The sequence below is a fragment of the Fructilactobacillus hinvesii genome, assembly GCF_024029435.1.
Taxonomy (GTDB): Bacteria; Bacillota; Bacilli; order Lactobacillales; family Lactobacillaceae; genus Fructilactobacillus; species Fructilactobacillus hinvesii.
Genome location: NZ_CP097118.1, coordinates 801,169 through 818,917, shown reverse-complemented (window position 1 = coordinate 818,917; position 17,749 = coordinate 801,169). Strand labels below are relative to the sequence as shown.

The 17,749-nt window shown below is 41.5% G+C and carries 17 protein-coding genes; 3 read left to right on the top strand and 14 right to left on the bottom strand.

Annotated elements, in window-relative coordinates; genetic code table 11:
- Positions 1–14: 14 nt before the first annotated feature.
- On the bottom strand, positions 15–374 hold the full coding sequence (locus M3M39_RS04085) for a LapA family protein (RefSeq protein WP_252796607.1): 360 nt from the start codon (positions 372–374) through the stop codon (positions 15–17).
- Between the two features lie 6 nt (positions 375–380).
- A complete protein-coding gene (gene rnz, locus M3M39_RS04080; protein WP_252796606.1) occupies positions 381–1,316 on the bottom strand; it encodes a ribonuclease Z in 936 nt (311 codons plus the stop codon).
- Positions 1,317–1,577: 261 nt separating this feature from the next.
- Between rnz and M3M39_RS04075 the strand changes: the two genes are divergently transcribed.
- Positions 1,578–1,742: a hypothetical protein gene (locus tag M3M39_RS04075; RefSeq protein ID WP_252796605.1), complete on the top strand. Its 165-nt coding sequence runs from the start codon at positions 1,578–1,580 to the stop codon at positions 1,740–1,742.
- 30 nt (positions 1,743–1,772) lie between these two features.
- Here M3M39_RS04075 and obgE read toward each other — a convergent pair whose 3' ends face one another.
- Both obgE and uvrC read right to left on the bottom strand, forming a co-directional pair.
- A complete protein-coding gene (gene obgE / locus M3M39_RS04070; protein WP_252796604.1) occupies positions 1,773–3,080 on the bottom strand; it encodes a GTPase ObgE in 1,308 nt (435 codons plus the stop codon).
- A 19-nt stretch (positions 3,081–3,099) separates the two neighbouring features.
- Entirely contained in the window at positions 3,100–4,908 is a 1,809-nt protein-coding gene (gene uvrC / locus M3M39_RS04065) for an excinuclease ABC subunit UvrC (RefSeq protein WP_252796603.1), read from the bottom strand.
- A gap of 145 nt (positions 4,909–5,053) precedes the next feature.
- Here uvrC and M3M39_RS04060 point away from each other — a divergent pair, with 145 nt between their 5' ends.
- Positions 5,054–5,224 (top strand): SPJ_0845 family protein, encoded by a 171-nt coding sequence (locus tag M3M39_RS04060; RefSeq protein ID WP_252796602.1) that lies wholly within the window; start codon positions 5,054–5,056, stop codon positions 5,222–5,224.
- Between the two features lie 81 nt (positions 5,225–5,305).
- On the opposite strand, the gene M3M39_RS04055 is transcribed toward M3M39_RS04060, so the two are convergent.
- The 8 genes from M3M39_RS04055 to rpsO all read right to left on the bottom strand — a co-directional run bounded on the left by M3M39_RS04055 (position 5,306) and on the right by rpsO (position 13,978).
- Positions 5,306–5,827, bottom strand: coding sequence for a TetR/AcrR family transcriptional regulator (locus M3M39_RS04055; protein ID WP_252796601.1), 522 nt, complete (start codon positions 5,825–5,827; stop codon positions 5,306–5,308).
- Positions 5,828–6,058: 231 nt separating this feature from the next.
- Positions 6,059–6,643 (bottom strand): ribosome biogenesis GTP-binding protein YihA/YsxC, encoded by a 585-nt coding sequence (gene yihA, locus M3M39_RS04050; protein ID WP_252796600.1) that lies wholly within the window; start codon positions 6,641–6,643, stop codon positions 6,059–6,061.
- Positions 6,644–6,662: 19 nt separating this feature from the next.
- Positions 6,663–7,952, bottom strand: coding sequence for an ATP-dependent Clp protease ATP-binding subunit ClpX (gene clpX / locus M3M39_RS04045; protein WP_252796599.1), 1,290 nt, complete (start codon positions 7,950–7,952; stop codon positions 6,663–6,665).
- Positions 7,953–8,096: 144 nt separating this feature from the next.
- Positions 8,097–9,407, bottom strand: coding sequence for a trigger factor (gene tig / locus M3M39_RS04040; protein ID WP_252796598.1), 1,311 nt, complete (start codon positions 9,405–9,407; stop codon positions 8,097–8,099).
- A 146-nt stretch (positions 9,408–9,553) separates the two neighbouring features.
- Positions 9,554–10,741 (bottom strand): elongation factor Tu, encoded by a 1,188-nt coding sequence (tuf, locus tag M3M39_RS04035; protein ID WP_252796597.1) that lies wholly within the window; start codon positions 10,739–10,741, stop codon positions 9,554–9,556.
- A gap of 164 nt (positions 10,742–10,905) precedes the next feature.
- Entirely contained in the window at positions 10,906–11,790 is an 885-nt protein-coding gene (locus tag M3M39_RS04030) for a hypothetical protein (RefSeq protein WP_252796596.1), read from the bottom strand.
- Between the two features lie 55 nt (positions 11,791–11,845).
- On the bottom strand, positions 11,846–13,552 hold the full coding sequence (locus tag M3M39_RS04025; RefSeq protein ID WP_252796595.1) for a ribonuclease J: 1,707 nt from the start codon (positions 13,550–13,552) through the stop codon (positions 11,846–11,848).
- Positions 13,553–13,708: 156 nt separating this feature from the next.
- Positions 13,709–13,978, bottom strand: a complete 270-nt coding sequence (rpsO, locus tag M3M39_RS04020; protein ID WP_252796594.1) for a 30S ribosomal protein S15 — start codon at positions 13,976–13,978, stop codon at positions 13,709–13,711.
- A gap of 229 nt (positions 13,979–14,207) precedes the next feature.
- Here rpsO and rpsT point away from each other — a divergent pair, with 229 nt between their 5' ends.
- Complete coding sequence (gene rpsT / locus M3M39_RS04015; RefSeq protein WP_252796593.1) at positions 14,208–14,465, top strand: 30S ribosomal protein S20; 258 nt, start codon at positions 14,208–14,210, stop codon at positions 14,463–14,465.
- 25 nt (positions 14,466–14,490) lie between these two features.
- Here rpsT and holA read toward each other — a convergent pair whose 3' ends face one another.
- Together holA and M3M39_RS04005 are read right to left on the bottom strand one after the other, a co-directional pair.
- Positions 14,491–15,513 (bottom strand): DNA polymerase III subunit delta, encoded by a 1,023-nt coding sequence (gene holA, locus M3M39_RS04010; RefSeq protein WP_252796592.1) that lies wholly within the window; start codon positions 15,511–15,513, stop codon positions 14,491–14,493.
- The gene (locus M3M39_RS04005; RefSeq protein ID WP_252796591.1) at positions 15,482–17,707 is read right to left on the bottom strand and encodes a DNA internalization-related competence protein ComEC/Rec2; all 2,226 of its coding nucleotides are present in this window, start codon (positions 17,705–17,707) and stop codon (positions 15,482–15,484) included. The genes holA and M3M39_RS04005 overlap by 32 nt, the downstream gene beginning before the upstream one ends.
- Positions 17,708–17,749: the final 42 nt, after the last annotated feature.

Genomic DNA, 17,749 nt, shown 5'->3' with positions numbered 1-17,749 from the left:
TTACCTCACTTGTTTTACTGCTGGTCTGAATCCGGTTGCTTAGTCTGTTCTACTTCAGCTGCTTTTTGGTTTGCTAACCGTTCTTGGTCTTGATCTAAAAGTTGTTGTTTAAGTGAAGCAATTTGTTGGTTTAAATCATTAATTTCTTTAGTAGCAGCTTTAGACGCCTGTCGATTTTTAAACGTTGAAAATGAGGAAAAGAGGAACATTAAAACGGCGCCTACAAACATACTCCCCAAAATAATCAAAATTAACGGAAATTCAACCGTTGCAAACCCAAAGTTAATCTCAGTACTGGTCATGTTCATTAAAACAAAGATTGCCACGATAATAACTAAGATTAGCGCTGTAATTACCCCAATTTGTTTTTTCATGCTCTGTTACTCCTTTTTTTGAAATGGAATATCCACCACATCAAAGTCTTTCACTACTTTGCTGTTGGGGAAAATTTGGCGGGCTTGCTGCTGTAACTCGCGCGCCATCTTAGCGGTATACCGAGCAGAAATGTGTGTTAACAATAGGTGTCCCACGTGTGCTTGCTGGGCCACCTGAGCGGCTTGAATGTTAGTGGAATGAAAGTAATTTCGAGCAAGTTTAGCTTCTCCCTTGCCAAAGGTACTTTCGTGAACTAAAACATCAGCATTCTGCGCCAGTTTTTCAATGTTAGCAGTTTTTCTAGTATCTCCTAAGATGGTAACTGTCCGACCAGGTTGTGGTTCGCCAATAAAATCTTGACCGTTAACCGTTCGTCCGTCCGCTAGCGTTACCTGCTCGCCCAGTTTAAGCTTACCATAAACGGGTCCGGCTGGGATATGCTCTTTTTGCAATTTTTGGACCATTAGTTCTCCTGGATGATCGTGTTCTTCCACCCGATACCCCCAGGATTCAATCTGATGATCAAGCCGTTCTGCTTTCACTGTAAACTGATCATCTTCATAAATTACTCCCGGATTAGTCAGCTCTTCATAGTGAATTTGATACGCAAGCCGCGTTTGACTAACTTGCAAAGAAGTTTGGACATAGCGCTTAATTCCGACTGGTCCATAGATGGTTAGATCATCATTGCCTCCCTGAAAAGAGCGACTAGACAATAACCCTGGTAATCCGAAGATATGATCCCCGTGTAAATGGGTAATAAAAATTTTGTTAATTTTACGGGGCTTTAACGTGGATCGCAAAATTTGTTGTTGCGTTCCCTCACCGCAGTCAAACATCCACACCTCATTTGCTTCATCCAACAGGCGCAAAACCACGCTGGAAACATTCCTAAACTTGCCGGGCACTCCGGCCCCCGTACCAAAAAACTCTAACTGCATATTTTTCCCGTTCCTTTTCGGACTCATCACTAGATTTAAACGTTAAAACTCATATAATAATTGTAGCTTATCTGAACGTAAAAATCATGGTCCGTTCTATTTTGACTTTATAATTTACTGATAATCCGTAAAGAAGGTGGTTTTATAAAACTCCGTCAGTTTAATATTTCTACGGTAGATCTCGATCCGCATCGTACTCTCTTTATTGAAAGAGCACAGCATTTTTATCCCGTCAACGAGCTTCAAACTCATGAACAGCGGTTGTTCTTAATCACAAGCGAACAATCACATAAACCCCTTACCCTAGAACAATTTGAAGCTCGCACTAAGGAATTAGCCGGTGAATTAGATCTTTTTCAATCCTTACAAACTCCCCAACGTCTCTTTGGTTACCGCTTACAGGCTAATCAACTTATTCTTGGTTAAAAAAGTAGTTAACTTCCGTTAACTACTTTTTTAATTTACGTAATCAAAAGTAAAGTCTAGAATGCGCACTTGATCACCATCTTGAGCTCCAACATTCCGCAACGCTTCGTCAATGCCCATTCCACGCATTTGTCTGGTAAACCGTATCAAGCTTTGGGTATGATCAAGATTGGTCATCTTAAACAACCGCTCAATTTTTGCACCACTAATAACCCAGACACCATCCTCGTCTCGATGAATCGCGAACGGGGCTTCAGCTTCGTCTGCAGCTGTGTAAACCACGTCATTTGCAGCGTCTTCTTCCAAACCACTAACCACCGGAAATTTCGGCGTTTCGGCTAGTAACATCCCAGTATCTCGGATGAGAGTTGTCAGCCCCTGGTGAGTCACCGCAGAAATCGGGTCAATCTTTTGCGCTAGTTGATCCCCATTTTTTTCTAATTCAGCTTTAAAATGGGCCAGATTAGTTTCAGCATCGGGCAGATCCATTTTGCTAGCCACGATAATTTGGGGGCGTTTCAGCAATTGTGGATCAAAATTTTTAAGTTCGGCGTTGATTTTTTGATAATCATCGTATGGATTTCGACCTTCAACCCCACTCATATCTACCACGTGCAAAATTACACGGGTACGTTGAATGTGACGTAAAAACGCAAATCCAAGGCCGACCCCTTGTGAAGCTCCTTCAATCAATCCTGGTAAATCAGCAATCACAAAATCGTTTCCATCTTCATTTCGCACGATTCCAAGGTTTGGTACTAACGTCGTAAAGTGATACTGGGCTACCTTTGGTTTTGAATTCGTAATGGTCTTTAATAGGGTCGATTTTCCAGCGGAAGGGAAGCCAACTAATCCAACGTCCGCGAGTACCCGAAGCTGCAAGCTAAGTTCTAGTTCTTCGCCTGGTTCCCCATTTTCAGCAATTTCCGGGGCGGAATTCTTAGCCGTAGCAAAATGGACGTTGCCGCGTCCTCCGCGTCCACCCTTTGCAATTACTACTTCTTGGCCTGGTTCAGTCAAATCAGCAATGGGCTGTTCAGTAGCTTGGTTATAAACGGTAGTTCCTTCCGGCACCTTAATCACCAGGTCTGGGGCACTGGCCCCCGTCATCTTTTTATTAGCTCCATTACCACCATTTTCAGCCTTAAAGACCTTCTTATACTTAAAATCCATCAGGGTACTCATCCCCGAATCAACCTTAAAGATTATGTTTCCGCCGTGACCACCATCTCCTCCAGAGGGTCCCCCTTTAGGAACATATTTTTCGCGACGGAAACCGACCATTCCGTCGCCACCCTTTCCTGCTTTTACTTTAAATTGTACTTGGTCTACAAACATATTTTCTCCGTTCTATTAATTATTCGTGAGGACGTTCTCCCACAGCCACTTGGTTTGCAAATGAATAATGAATTGTCTGCGCAACCGTCTTGGAAATTCCCAGTTGTTGTAACTCTTCTACAGAAGCGGCTTCAATTTTTTTCATGGACCCAAAGTTACGTAGTAATTTATTACGTGTCTTAGGTCCCACCCCTTTGATGCCGTCGAGCCGCGAGGTCATGGAATTTTTGCTGTGTAAGTCATGATGAAAGCTAATCGCGAATCGATGGACTTCATCTTGAATCCGTTGCACTAGATAAAAAGCCTGACTTTGTGGGTTTAAATCAACGTGTTGATCATTATCCCCATACAACAGATCTGCGGTCTTATGCTTCGGATTTTTTACCATTCCTGCCACTGGAATGTGCAGATCCAGTTCATTTTCTAACACGTCTTTAACCGCATTTAACTGAATCTCACCCCCGTCCATCAAAATGAGATCGGGCAGCTCTGCATGTTCCTTTAACAACCGAGTGTATCGACGCCGAATGACCTCCCTGGTACTAGCTGCTTCATCAGCATGAGTTACCGTTTTTAACTTGTACTTTCGATACATGTTTTTATTTGGTTTACCATCTTCAAACACAACCATTGCTGATACCAAGTCCGCTCCGTCAATGTGCGAGTGGTCGAAGGCTTCGATGCGGTGCACCGGTGGCAGATTTAAAATCTGGCTCAATTCTCGCACTGCACCCACGGTCTTGCGCTGGTTCATTTCAAGGAGCCGGAACTTTTCATCTAACACATACTTAGCGTTTTCCTTAGCCATCCGGAGTAAAGCCCGCTTTTGGCCCCGAACCGGAGTCCGTGCTGGAATGCCGGTTAACTTAGTAATCACATCAGTATCAATGCTAGCCGGAACCAAAATTTCACGGGGTTGAATTTGATCCTGCTGATCATAAAATTGAACAATGAAGTTGGTCATTTCTTCTTCAGGAGTACTCAAAATGGGAAAGAGGCGCTTCGTCCGCTTCATCAACCGCGCCTGTCGAATGTAAAAAACCTGAATTGAAAGCCAACCCTTGTCAGCGTAAAAATTAAAGACATCGCGCTGAGTGTAATCGTGCGAGATAATCTTTTGCTTTTCAACGGTTGCTTGAATGTAATTCAGCTGATCTCTAACTTCAGCAGCCCGTTCAAATTCCAGTTTTTCTGCCGCTTCGTTCATCCGTTTGGTCAGAATCTGCTTGGCTTCCGTAACGTTTCCATTCAAAAAGGATTTAATCTTCTTAATCTGTTCCTGATACTCAGACTTTGGCACCTTGCGAAAACAAGCGCCCAAGCACTGATTCATGTGATAGTAAAGACATGCTCGTCCCTGGTAACCATTGCACCGTCGTAACGGATACATTTTTTGCAAAAATTTTAGCGTTTCATCGGCGGCATAAACATTGGGATAAGGACCATAGTAATAAGCTCCATCATTTTTGATGTAACTGGTAACTAACATCCGGGGATCACGTTCGTTCGTAATTTTGATGTAAGGATAACCACCCGTGCCATTTTTTAGCCGTACATTATAATACGGACGATATTTCTGAATTAACGTAATTTCCAGTAAAAAAGATTCCTTATCAGTTGCGGTAATGATGGTTTCGTAGTCTGCGATGTTTTCAACTAACTTGGCCCGGCGCCCGTACTGCCGACTCTTAAAGTAAGAACGTACCCGGTTTTTGAGATTCTTAGATTTACCTACGTAAATTACCTTCCCATTTTTATCTTTCATAATGTAAACTCCCGGTTTTTCTGGGAGTAGTTTCAATTTATTTTCGATGTGTTCTGAGGCCATCAGATTTCCTCCTTTCTTTGCAAAATATCCCCTATAATTATAGGTAATTTAACCTGATTTGTATAACTAAATAGCAGTCATAGATGAGTAACTAAATGACAAGCAGCGCCCTTTTTGCTATCATAGGGCCAAAGGAGTGAAGAAAATGGGATTACACATTAATAAGCAAGCCGATTTAGACGAAATGTTAAATAAATTCGCGAAGATTAACCCCAAGGATAACCTCCGCAGTGATTATATGAAAAAAGATGATGCTGAAGACCGGGATACCGAAGCCAAGCGCCACGACCGGTTCTTTAAAAAGGATCAGAAATAAAGATGAGGATTGACTGCTACCTAGTCAATCCTTTTTTAGTAGCCTCCCCTTTATGCTCCATACCCAGCTTTTTACCAAAAATTAGTGATAAAACTTCATTAAAATAGTTGCAATTCGGTGGGCTAGAACTGGTAAGTCAGTAAAATTATTTTCCACTACTAACTCTTCCATTAAACCGTCAATGCCATAGTCAATGAAATCAACCTCCGTAGAGTCAAGATCAAGATTCTTATCGATTAGAGATTGGCGGGTAAAATCATTAAATTTCTTCCGAAATAAGTAGGACGAACTACTTTTAAAGAGACTGGCAAAAAAATGTTGATTCTCTTGAAAAAATTGAAGCCAAATTAGCGCTTTTCCTTCCACGTTGTCTGGTTGTAATCCTTGACAAGCTGCAAATAAATGTTTTAAATGGAAATTCAAAAACTGATCCATTAATTCATATTTATCCGCAAAATGTAAATAAAACGTTTTCCGCCCGATGTTTGCTTCATCACAAATCATTTTAATTGTAATATTTTCTAAGTCGGTACTTTCCAGCAATCGTTTAAAACTGGAAGCAATCGCGGTTCTAGTTTTAACTACTCTCCGATCTGTTGCCATTGATTCTTCCTTTTCCTGCCCATTTACTAACTTAGAATGAAGTACTGTAATCTAGCAGCAAAATGGACATTACAATTAGTTCTATTCTAGCTTATTATACTCTTGTGTAATAATTCATTGCAATGTAAAAAACGAAAGATTTTGACTGATCGGCCTGTTAATCACAAATTTAGTTGCTTCTTCCCCATAAGCAAAAAATGGATCATTGGAAAATTTCCAATGATCCATTTTTTAATGCGCCTGTTGTTCAATCCATGCCTCAATCTGATCCTGACCGATCTTGGTTTTGGCTGAAAACATTACAAGGGGCTCATCTTCATCTAATTCTAATTCTCGGCGTAACATTTGTTGCTGGTGGGGAATTTTGCTCTTCGCCAGTTTATCGACTTTAGTGGCCACGTATAAAACTGGAATGTGGTAATAGTCCAACCAGTCCCGCATTTGAAAATCATAATCACTTGGTTCGTGACGTCCGTCAATTAAATTAATCACACCACGCAACGTTTTTCTTTGCGTCAAATAGGTTTCAATCATCGTAGCCCATTTTTCCCGTTCCGTTTTAGAAACCTTGGCATACCCATATCCTGGTACATCAACAAAGTACATGGAGTGATTAATCTCATAAAAGTTTAAAGTCTGCGTCTTACCAGGTTGGCCTGACGTATGCGCATAATCCTTCCGATTCATCAATACATTCGTTAACGACGATTTCCCCACGTTGGAACGACCTAAAAAACCAATTTCTGGATGGCCAGTCGTGGGATATTGTTTGGGATCTACGGCACTCATGACCATTTCCACATCAGTTACTTTCATTTCAATCCTCTTTCGCTGGTTATTTAACTTTTTTCTTTAACACCAGTTTCGGTTCGGTATGGTTAACTACCGTGTCCTTGGTTACAACGACCTCTTCAATATCTTTTCTGCTTGGAATGGCAAACATGATGTCTCTCATAACACTTTCGATAATGGACCGCAGTCCTCGGGCACCAGTATTGCGACTAATTGCTTCTTGAGCCATTTCTTGTAAGGCTGGTTTTTCAAAAGTCAGTTTCACACCTTGTAAGGCCAACAATTTTTGATACTGCTTAACCAAGGCATTTTTAGGTTCCGTTAAAATCCGAACTAAATCTTCCTCATCCAGTTTATTTAGTTCCGTTAAAATAGGTAAACGACCAATAAATTCCGGAATCAACCCGAATTTCATCAGGTCTTCTGGAATCACTTGCTGCATCAGGTCATCGTCACTTTCCGCAATCACCTCGTGTCGGTTGGAACCAAATCCAATCGTTTGATCACCCAACCGGTGTTTTACGATATCTTGGATGCCTGGAAAAGCTCCCCCCACGATGAAGAGGATGTTTTTCGTATCCACCTTAATGAAGTCTTGTTGGGGGTTCTTCCGCCCTCCTTTAGGTGGAACGTTAGCAACCGTTCCTTCTAAGATCTTTAACAGTGACTGTTGTACCCCTTCTCCAGATACGTCCCGCGTAATCGAAACATTCTCACTCTTTTTAGCGATCTTATCAATTTCATCGATGTAGATAATCCCTTTTTCAGCACGTTCTACATCAAAGTTAGCGTTTTGCAATAACTTTAACAGGATATTTTCCACGTCTTCACCCACGTAACCAGCTTCAGTTAGCGTAGTTGCATCGGCAATTGCAAACGGAACGTTAATAATATTGGCTAAGGTTTGCGCAATGTAAGTTTTACCAGATCCAGTGGATCCAATCATACAAATGTTACTCTTTTGAATCTCCGTATCAGATTCAACGTTCTGGTAAGCTTGTTCGTCTCCATCAGTATCCTCTGCTTCATCACGATCTAAATCTTTAATCCGCAGATAGTGATTATAAACCGCTACCGCCAAAGTTTTTTTGGCTTCCGTTTGCCCAATCACATAATCATCTAACCGGTTTACGATTTCTTCTGGAGTTAGAACTTGAATTGCTTCAGAATTTCCTTGTTCTTTTAACTCATCAGAAATGATTTGTTCACATAAATCAATGCACTCATTACAAATGTAAACACCGGGACCAGCAACGATTTTTTTTACTTGATCTTGGGTTTTACCACAGAACGAACAGCGCACTGCTTTACTATTATCATCGTCATCAAACATGTCTCTGTCCCCTTACTTCTTAATCTAAGTCAAAAGCGTCTTTTCAAACTATACCATAAAGCGGAGGGCTTGCAAAAAAGTTTGTTTATCAAAAAAGACCATGTTGATCAACATCAACATGATCTTTTAAAATGATAAAATTAATTATTCTTTGTCATCGTCTTTACTAGAATTGGCATCCACTTGCTTAGCATCATCAGTAATCAAATCAACGGCTTTTTCAATGGCAATGTCGTGCTTCAACATGTCATCAGAAAGAGCACCACGAACGGCTTCTTCCTTCATCCCGTATTGTTCAGCTAAGTCTTTCACTTGTTTTTCAACTTCTTCGTCGCTTGGTTCAATCTTTTCAGCCTTAACAATGGCTTCTAAAACTAAGCTAGTCTTAACTCGTTCAGGAGCTCCGGATTCAAATTGTTTCTTCAAATCATCTTGACTTGTTCCCGTTAACTTGAAGTACATGTCAGCTGAAATTCCTTGCTGTTGAATTCCAGCTAAGTACTGATCCATTTGCCGTTGAACGTCTTCATCAAGCATTGCTTGAGGGATATCCTCAACCGTAGCATTAGCAACAGCAACCTTCACGGCATCATTTTGTAATGCGTCGTGAGCACTAGTTTCTTTTTGTTCCTTTAATTCTTTTTTAACCTTGTCTTTTAATTCGTCCAAAGTATCAACGTCTTCGTCAACATCTTTAGCAAATTCATCGTCAAGGGTTGGTAATTGCTTTTCTTTAACTTCATGAATCTTAGTGTCAAAGATTGCTTCCTTACCTGCTAAGTCTTTTTGTTGGTAATCCTTCGGGAAGGTTACCTTAACTTGTACGTCATCGCCAGCTTTGTGGCCAACTAATTGATCTTCAAAGCCAGGAATAAAGGAACCAGAGCCAAGTTCTAGAGAGTAGTTGTTAGCTTTGCCACCTTCAAAGTGGTCTCCATCAATGGAACCATCAAAATCAATCGTAACCGTGTCACCGTTTTTAGCAGGACGGTCAACTAAGACTAATTCAGCTTGGTTTTCTCTCATTGATTCTAACTTAGCATCAACGTCTTTTTTGTAAACACGGGTGTTTTGTTTTGGAACAGAAACCCCTTTATATTCACCTAATTTAACTTCGGGCTTTACGCTCACTTCAGCTTTTAAAACCCATGGTTTCCCTTTTTCCATCGATTCTACGCTAATTTGTGGTTGACCAACTGCTTCAATGCCAGCATCAGCCACTGCCCCAGCGTAAGCTTCTGGAAGTAAGATGTTAAGTGCATCTTGGTATAAAGCTTCTTCACCGTACATTTGATCAAAGACATGACGAGAAACTTTTCCCTTCCGGAAACCAGGAACGTTAAGATTCTTTTTGTTCTTTTTAAAGGCTTGGTCTAAACCAGTTTTAATGTCGTCTAAACCAATTTCAAATTTTAATTCGCCTTTATTTGCTTCTTTTTTTAACCAATCTGCCATTTAAATTCCTCCAACATGAAAAAACAAACGTTTCTTCAAGTAATTAAGATACATTCCCATTCTAACGTATCCCCGTCTAAATGTAAACATTTACAGCAATAGAAAAAGGCCGAAGACAACGTCTTCGGCCTTTCTCAAGAGAACTATTAGTCATCGATTTCAGTAACAGTACCGGCACCAACAGTGTGTCCACCTTCACGAATAGTGAACTTAGTTCCTTTTTCAATGGCAACTGGCTTCGTTAATTCAACGTGGAACGTAACGTTATCACCAGGCATAACCATTTCTTTGTCCTTATCTAATTCAATCACACCAGTAACATCAGTAGTGTGGAAGTAGAATTGTGGACGGTAGTTTGAGAAGAATGGAGTGTGACGTCCACCTTCTTCTTTGGTCATGATGTACACTTCGGCAGTGAACTTTTCATGAGTCTTAACTGAGCCAGGAGCTGCAAGTACTTGACCACGAACAACTTGATCACGGTTAACACCACGAAGTAAGACACCAACGTTGTCCCCAGCTTCACCAAGGTCAAGGGTCTTACGGAACATTTCAAGACCAGTAACAGTAGACTTGATAATGTCAGGCACTAAACCAACGATTTCAACTTCGTCACCGACTTTAACAGTACCACGATCGATCCGACCTGAAGCAACAGTACCACGACCAGTAATCGTAAATACGTCTTCAATAGGCATCAAGAATGGCTTGTCTTCGTCACGGTCTGGAGTTGGGATGTATTCGTCAACAGTATCCATCAACTTCATGATTTGTGCTTCAGCTTCTTTGTCACCGTTTAAGGCTTTCAAAGCAGAACCACGGATAACCGGAACATTGTCCCCATCGTAACCATATTCTGATAATAATTCACGAACTTCCATTTCAACTAAGTCGATCAGTTCGTCATCATCCACCATGTCAATCTTGTTTAAGAAGACGATGATATGGTCAACACCAACTTGTTTAGCTAACAAGATGTGTTCACGAGTTTGTGGCATAGGACCATCAGTTGCGGCAACAACTAAGATCGCACCATCCATTTGAGCAGCACCAGTAATCATGTTCTTAACATAATCGGCGTGTCCAGGAGCATCGATATGAGCGTAGTGACGCTTTTCAGTTTCGTATTCGATGTGGGCAGTATTAATAGTAATACCACGTTCTTTTTCTTCTGGAGCAGCATCGATATCAGCAAAGTCTTCAGCCTTAGCTAAACCTTTTTCTGACAATACTTTTGAAATTGCTGCAGTTAAAGTAGTCTTCCCGTGGTCAATATGGCCAATAGTACCAATATTAACGTGGGGCTTTGTTCTTTCGTAATGTTCTTTTGCCATTATGAAACCCTCCTATGATTTTCGTAAGACGTTCTTTGGATAACTCCAAAGTATCTTTACACCTATTATACAACATAACGGGAAAAGATAAAGGGATTACCTCAAAGAATTCACTATCATATTATATCGACTGTGTCCCAATTTGTAAATACTTAGGCCCTGTTTTAATCAATTAAATTCGTCATTAACATTTCAACTTGATTTAACCATTTACCCGCGGTGGTCGTGGCTTTTTCTGGTAATTCACCCCGACTTTGTCGTTCAAATTCAGTGAGCCATTGTTCGGGATTATCTACTAATTGATCAACAAAAGGAAAAAGGTTTTGAAGCTCAACCTGCATTAATGCCTGCAATTGCGCTTGTTGAATTGGATCAGTTTGTCCATATTTAGTGGTTAATAAGTCTAGCAGCTGGTGATAAGCAGCACTGTCCGTGCTATCAACTAGTTGACTAGGAACGGCTTGATACTGTTTTCCATCAATCCACAAAAAAGATGACGGCGTCGAAATCCGTAACCGCATTAAATTATTTAATAATTGCAAGCGCCAAACAGGATGAACATCTGGATCCAGCAAATTTTGTTGGACAGCGGCTTGATAAACATCAATTGGTAACTGCTCCGCTTGTTCACTAATTTGCCGCTGCCTTGCGACTGGGAAAGCACCCAGATGTTTAAATTGACGCACAATTTTGCCATTCGGTTTAGTTGCTGCTTCAGCTTGGTATAATTGCCCCCGCAGTTTCTCAGTCTGAGCCGCTGGCAGTTGTTCCATAATAATGTGAGCAGCCACAAAGCGCTGATCAGCAACTAGAATCTCTAGCATGAGTTCTAACTGATGATTTACAAAGTAGGAAAAATGATCATCAATTAACCGATTTGCTTCCGTGACTTTGTGTTGCCCCAGTAAACCTTGAGCTAACGGAGCTAAAATTGCTTCATCATCGCTTTCATCATAAAGAGCCAATAACGTTGTCGTAGCTTGCGCAAACTGCCCCGCCTTTAAATTTGCTTCCGCCTGCTTTAACTGGCCCTGTTGTTGGTCATTCATCTTCACACCTCCCGTTAAAATAAGAAAAGACTTGGGAGATCCCAAATCTTTTTAATTATTTTTTCTTTTTATTTTTAGAACGCCGATGGTGCTGGTTAACTTCCATAATAACCGGCAAAATAACTGGCCGGCGATCCGTCTTTTTGTAGAGGAAAGAGCTTAGTTTTTCGCGAACATCCTGTTTTAGATAACCCCAATCAAATTCCTTGTTATCCAGGTTGCTCCGCACGGCTTTTTCTACCACATTCGCTGCCTCATTAAGCAACTTTTGATTAGATTGAGCATAAATAAAACCACGAGAGGTTACCTTTGGCTTCTCTACAATTAATTTCTTTTTACGATCAATTGTGACTACAGCAATAAAAACCCCGTCTTGAGCCAGAACACTGCGGTCTCTCAAAACGATGTTACCAATGTCGCCAACCCCAATCCCGTCAATCATGGTATCAGAAGCAGGAACGGCTTGAGCAAGCTGCATCCCCTTTTCCGTAAACTCAATTACATCACCCTTAGCCGGAAGCACCACTTGATCTGCTGGAAAGCCAGTTGCATAAACTGCCTCAGCCCCCGCCTGCATCTGATGATATTCACCTTGAACGGGAATAAAATACTCCGGATGTAATAAGCTTGTCATCATTTGAATGTCACTACGTGTGGCATCACTAGATAAGTTTAAAGTTTCTCCAATACTTGCAACCGTGGCATCGTCTTGGTAGATTAAATCCCGAGTTTTAGCCCATTCATTATCCATGGAACGAAATGGATCAGTAGCTAGCAATACTAAATCACCACTTTGAATTTGGACCCGTGGATTTCTTTCACTCGCCATGTCTTCTAAAGAACGCATCGCTTCCCCAGGTTGACCAATGTGCAGAATAATCACTTGTTCTGGAGCTAACTGGTTTAATTCTTTTTCCGTTTTGACGAACAATCGGGAGTCAGGATTGGTAACTTTGCCAAGTTCTAGCCCCGTATCTAGGATTTCCTTTGATTTATCATTTGCAAAGAAAATGCGTCGATCAGTAGCAACTGCAGCATCAATAATTTCTTGTAACCGCAGTAAATGATCAGCTAAGCACGTTACAATGATTCGACTAGCTTGAAAATCAAATAGATCAACGAGATAATCTCGAACCTTTTGTTCCTCAGCTACCGTTCCTTGATCTTCAGCATTCCGTGAGTCACACAATAGTGCTAAAACTTTGTGTTTTCCCACTGCAGCAATTGCTGCATAATCAGCTTGATACTCAGCGGGCACGGTTTGGTCAAACTTAAAGTCCCCCGTGTAAACAACGCTGCCCAACTTGGTTTGAATGGCTATTCCTACCGCATCAGGAATGGAATGGGTCACCCCAAAGAAACTAACCGTTCCATCATCAAATAGGATTTCGCTACTATCACTAATGACATGGAAATCATGAAAATGCTTAGCTTTTTTATTTTTCACCACTAATTTTTCTGCAAGCTTAATGCTTAATTCCGTTCCAAAAACCGGTACATCAAACTCACTTAAAAAGTAAGGCAATGAACCAATCGAATCCAATTGACCAGAAGTTAAGAAAACTCCCACAATTTTATCCGCGTTATCACGCAGGTACGAAAAGTCAGGGATCACATAGTCAACCCCTAACATCTCATCGAGAGGAAACTTGGAACCACAATCTAAAATAAAAATGCTGCTCCCGTTGATTTCAACCGCAAACAGATCTTTCCCCTCTTCACGGACCCCACCAAGGGGAATAATTTTAACGTTCTTTTTCATTAAATGTACACCTCAAATTACTAGTTTAAATTCTTTTCAGAAGCAAAAGCTTCAAGCCGTCCCAATATATCTAGTAACTAGTGTAACATATTCAAGCATAATTAGGCAGAAAAAAAGAGTCCTACACAACGTGTAGAACCCTGAAGTTTCGTAATCTTAACGACGAAGACCAAGACTCTTGATTAATTCCCGGTAACTTTGAACGTCATTCTTACGTAAGTAAGCTAACAAGTTCCGACGGTGACCAATTTTCTTCATCAATCCCCGTTGGGAGTGAAAATCCTTTTTGTGAACCTTCATGTGTTCGTTGATTTCGTTGATATCAGCAGTTAAAACAGCGATTTGAACTTCCGTTGAACCGGTGTCTCCTTCGTGTTTAGCGTACTTGTTAATAATTGCAGTCTTTTCTTCTTTAGTTAAAGCCATGTGCTTTTCCACCTTTCTTAATATTATCCCTTATTCTGAGTATTACGTCAGTGACTCGTAAAACTAAGCATAAGTTACAGTGTTAACCATACACTTTTTTAGGATGTTCCGCAACCCCCAGCCTTTAATTCACTGCAGGTATTGCATTCAGAAGCGCTATTTTGTATAATTAAGCTTGTTAAACTGTGGAATAGATGAGATTATTTCACTAAGTGGAGGTGAATAAGACATGCCAGTTATTAAATCAGCAATCGAACGGATGAAGACTAACGAAATTGCCCGCAAACGAAACGCTTCTGAAAAGAACTCAATGCGGACTGCCGTCAAGAAATTTGAAAAAGCTAGTGTAAATGGTGCAGATGATATCGAACAAATTTACCGTGATGCCATCGCTGCCATCGACCACTCTAAATCAAAGGGTCTCATCAAAGCTAACAACGCGAACCGGAAAAAGGCGCACTTAGCTCGGATTAAAAACTCTTTATAAAGATAAAAAACACTTAGCATGATTGCTAAGTGTTTTTTTGACTAATTTGAATCGCAAACATTTCAAACAGCAGCTCGGGATTGACCGTGCTGCTTTTTAGTTTGTGCTCAATTTCAACCAGCGCCAAAAAGGCCCGCTCCAAGGATTGAATTGAAAAGCGATTAATCATCCGACTGGCAACTTTAATCCGATACGGATGTACTTTAAGCGTTTGCGCCATGTGACTCTGACTTTGACCATGCTGCTGTAAAATTTTCACCTGCAAAAGTAACCGAAATTGTGATTCCAAAAGGGCATTAATCTTAATGGGATCCTCTCGCTGTGCCACGAGTTCATGATAAAACTGAATGGCCGCATTGGTTTTGCCAGCTAATAGGTCATCCGATAAATCAAAAACATTTTGCGTCGTAGATTTCGCCACTAATTGATCCACGGCCTGCTCTGTAATCATTCGGTCAGAGCGACACAACAAAAAAAGTTTTTGCAGTTCATTCATAATGAGAGCTAGGTCGCCCTGAGTCCGAGCAAATAAATCAGCTAGTGCATCCGCTTCAATCTGATAATCTTGTTTTTGAATAAACTGACGGACAAAGTTAGTCGTTTCCCGCTCAGAAATTGTATTTAAATCAATTACCGTTGCTTTATTTTTCAAATGCTTGGTAATTTTTTTTCGATTGTCTAATTTTTCAAATGGCGCGAACACAACTAATACGGTCGCTGGGGATGGATTTTGTAAATACGCTTCTAAGTCAGTAAGTTCCTGTTGACTGGTTGTTTTTCCCTTGGCTCCCGTTAAAAATGCAGCGTTTTGAATAACAACCACCCGCCGCTCGCCAAAAAAAGGCACCGATTGAGCGTCGTTTAGAGCATCACCTAATGTGGTTTCCTCTAAATCGTAAGTGGCAAAATTCATCGTTCGTTCTTCTGCAGGAATCAATTGTTGCACGTTTTGTAAAATTTGATTCTCCCAGTAATCACTGCGTCCCACCACTAAGTACAGTGGTTGGGGTTCCGTTTTAATTTGTGTGATTATTTGACTGACTGCCATGCTGTGTATCCTTCCATTTAGTTATAAAATTAGATTGGCCCAAAAAACCACCATATCGATACCGTATCATCCCGACCGTTTGGGTATTTAACAAGTGAACATGATTCTGTCGCATCGTTACTAACGTTTCTTGGTTCGGATGGCCATACCGGTTCTTGCGCCCCGCCGAAATGATCCCAATCTGCGGTGCGATTGCCCGAATGAACGATGCCGCAGATGACGTTTTACTCCCATGATGTCCTAATTTTAACACGTCCACCCGGAGCTGAGGATAGTGGCGTAAAATCTCTAATTCATCGGCTTGGGGTAAATCACCCGTAAACAGGAATCGCTGGCCCCCGAATTTTCCATATAACACCATGGAATCCTGATTTTCTCCTAGCCCGGGTCGAAAGGGATGGAGGACTTGTAGCCGAGTTTCTGGGATTGTCTGACCTGCTTTAACGCTAATTAATTGCGTTTTGTGCAGGTACGGGCGCATTTTCTGCATAAAATGCTGATTTTGATCCATGCCCCAGGGGATGTAAACTCGTTTGACGGTCATTTCATCAAGAAAACTGGTCAAATCCCCGATGTGGTCGGCGTCCTGATGACTCAAACAAACATTATCAATCCGGCTAATTCCCTGGCTTTTTAGGTAGGGAATTGTTGTCGTTGGCGCCAAGTGGACGGTTGGCTGTCCTTCTTTGGCAAAAAAATTAGGTTTACCACCAGTATCAATCAAAGTAACCGACCGATTCAACGGTTCGCGCACTAGGATACTATCTCCCTGACCCACGTCAAAGAAACTGATTTCTCCTGTAAGCGGCAGATGAATCATTAAAAACGTGCAGCCAACCAATATTATCAAAGCTATGGCTCGTTTCCAGCTCCATTTTTCGATGAGAATAAAAATTAATCCGGTTGCTAAGATCACTGTCCAACCAGGCGGTTGTCCAAACGAAACACTCCCCGGCGCTACACTTAACCAGTTCGTAATCTGATTAAACCATTGAAGTAATGTTTCTGTGCCCCAGATGGTAGTTTGAAAGAGAAGTTGACACCCGTAGTTCAATAAAAGCAATGGAAACAAAAAGCCAGTAAAAATAGGCACGAAAATCACGTTGGCAACTAATGATAACCAGTGCCATTCGTAAAAGTAGTACAAGAGGAGCGGTAAGCTCACCAAATTTAAAATCAGCGTCTTTTGCAGATTACCAGCCGTACGACAGTGATACATCGTAAACGACAGCAAAAAGGAAAGTTGAAAGCCTAATTGAGCCACGGCCCACGGATTTAATAGTAAGCAAAGCATCAATGTCAGCGCCCAATAGTCCATCCCACCGCTTGAAAATCGCAATCGTCGCATCCAATACCGTTGTTCCACGGTCAGAGTAGCGCGGAATAACCCGATCGCACCTCCGGCTACCCCACAATAAAGAGGTAACAGTAGCATCGCTCCTCCCTCTGCGGTTTCCTTCCGTAAATGTAACACCGTTGCTAACCACATCCACAGGTTTAAAAGCACATACACGTGCATGCCAGCTAAACTAAAGAGATGAATCAGATTTAACTTCTTAATTCCGGTACTACTAGTTCGAAAATCGGCAGTTCGATCCCCAAACAGCAAACTTTGGACATAATTTCGTAACTGCCGGGGCATCTTCTTCGCCTGTGCAATCCCCCAACTGCGCCAGCGATGAAGCCAACCAGTTAAACTACTAGTCGGAGCTCGTTGAATTTTTTGAATCTCACTGACCTGTAAGTCTCCGCTCACTCCCAGACTGCGAGCAAAGCCCAGCCCATCAAACGCCCCCCAATTAGAGGCCGATTGAACTGGGCTAATGGTTCCTTGAACTTGAAGACGAAGACGGTCCGACGTGTGGAGAACAGTCGCCTGTTTTAGTGCCCGACCGTGAAACGAAATCCGTTGGTGGTTAGCTAATTCCCCTATCCCTTTTACACCAGCTTTCGTGTTCACCACTTGATCCGGAAATACAAACAAGTTGATTGTCCGTACCGTTCCCGCCAGCTCTTGAATCTGTTGTTGCTCGTGTTGATTAGTTTGTTGCGCATGCCAACCAACTAGTAATGGCAGGAGCAAACTTAACAGATTTAGTAAGCAAAAATGGCGCATGCGCAATCGCCAAATGCGCCATAAGACCACTCCCGTAGCAATTAAGCCACTAGTTACATCAACCATGATGGTCCACATTACCACGGCCCATAGGCTAGCCGTAAAAACAAAAAAATTTGG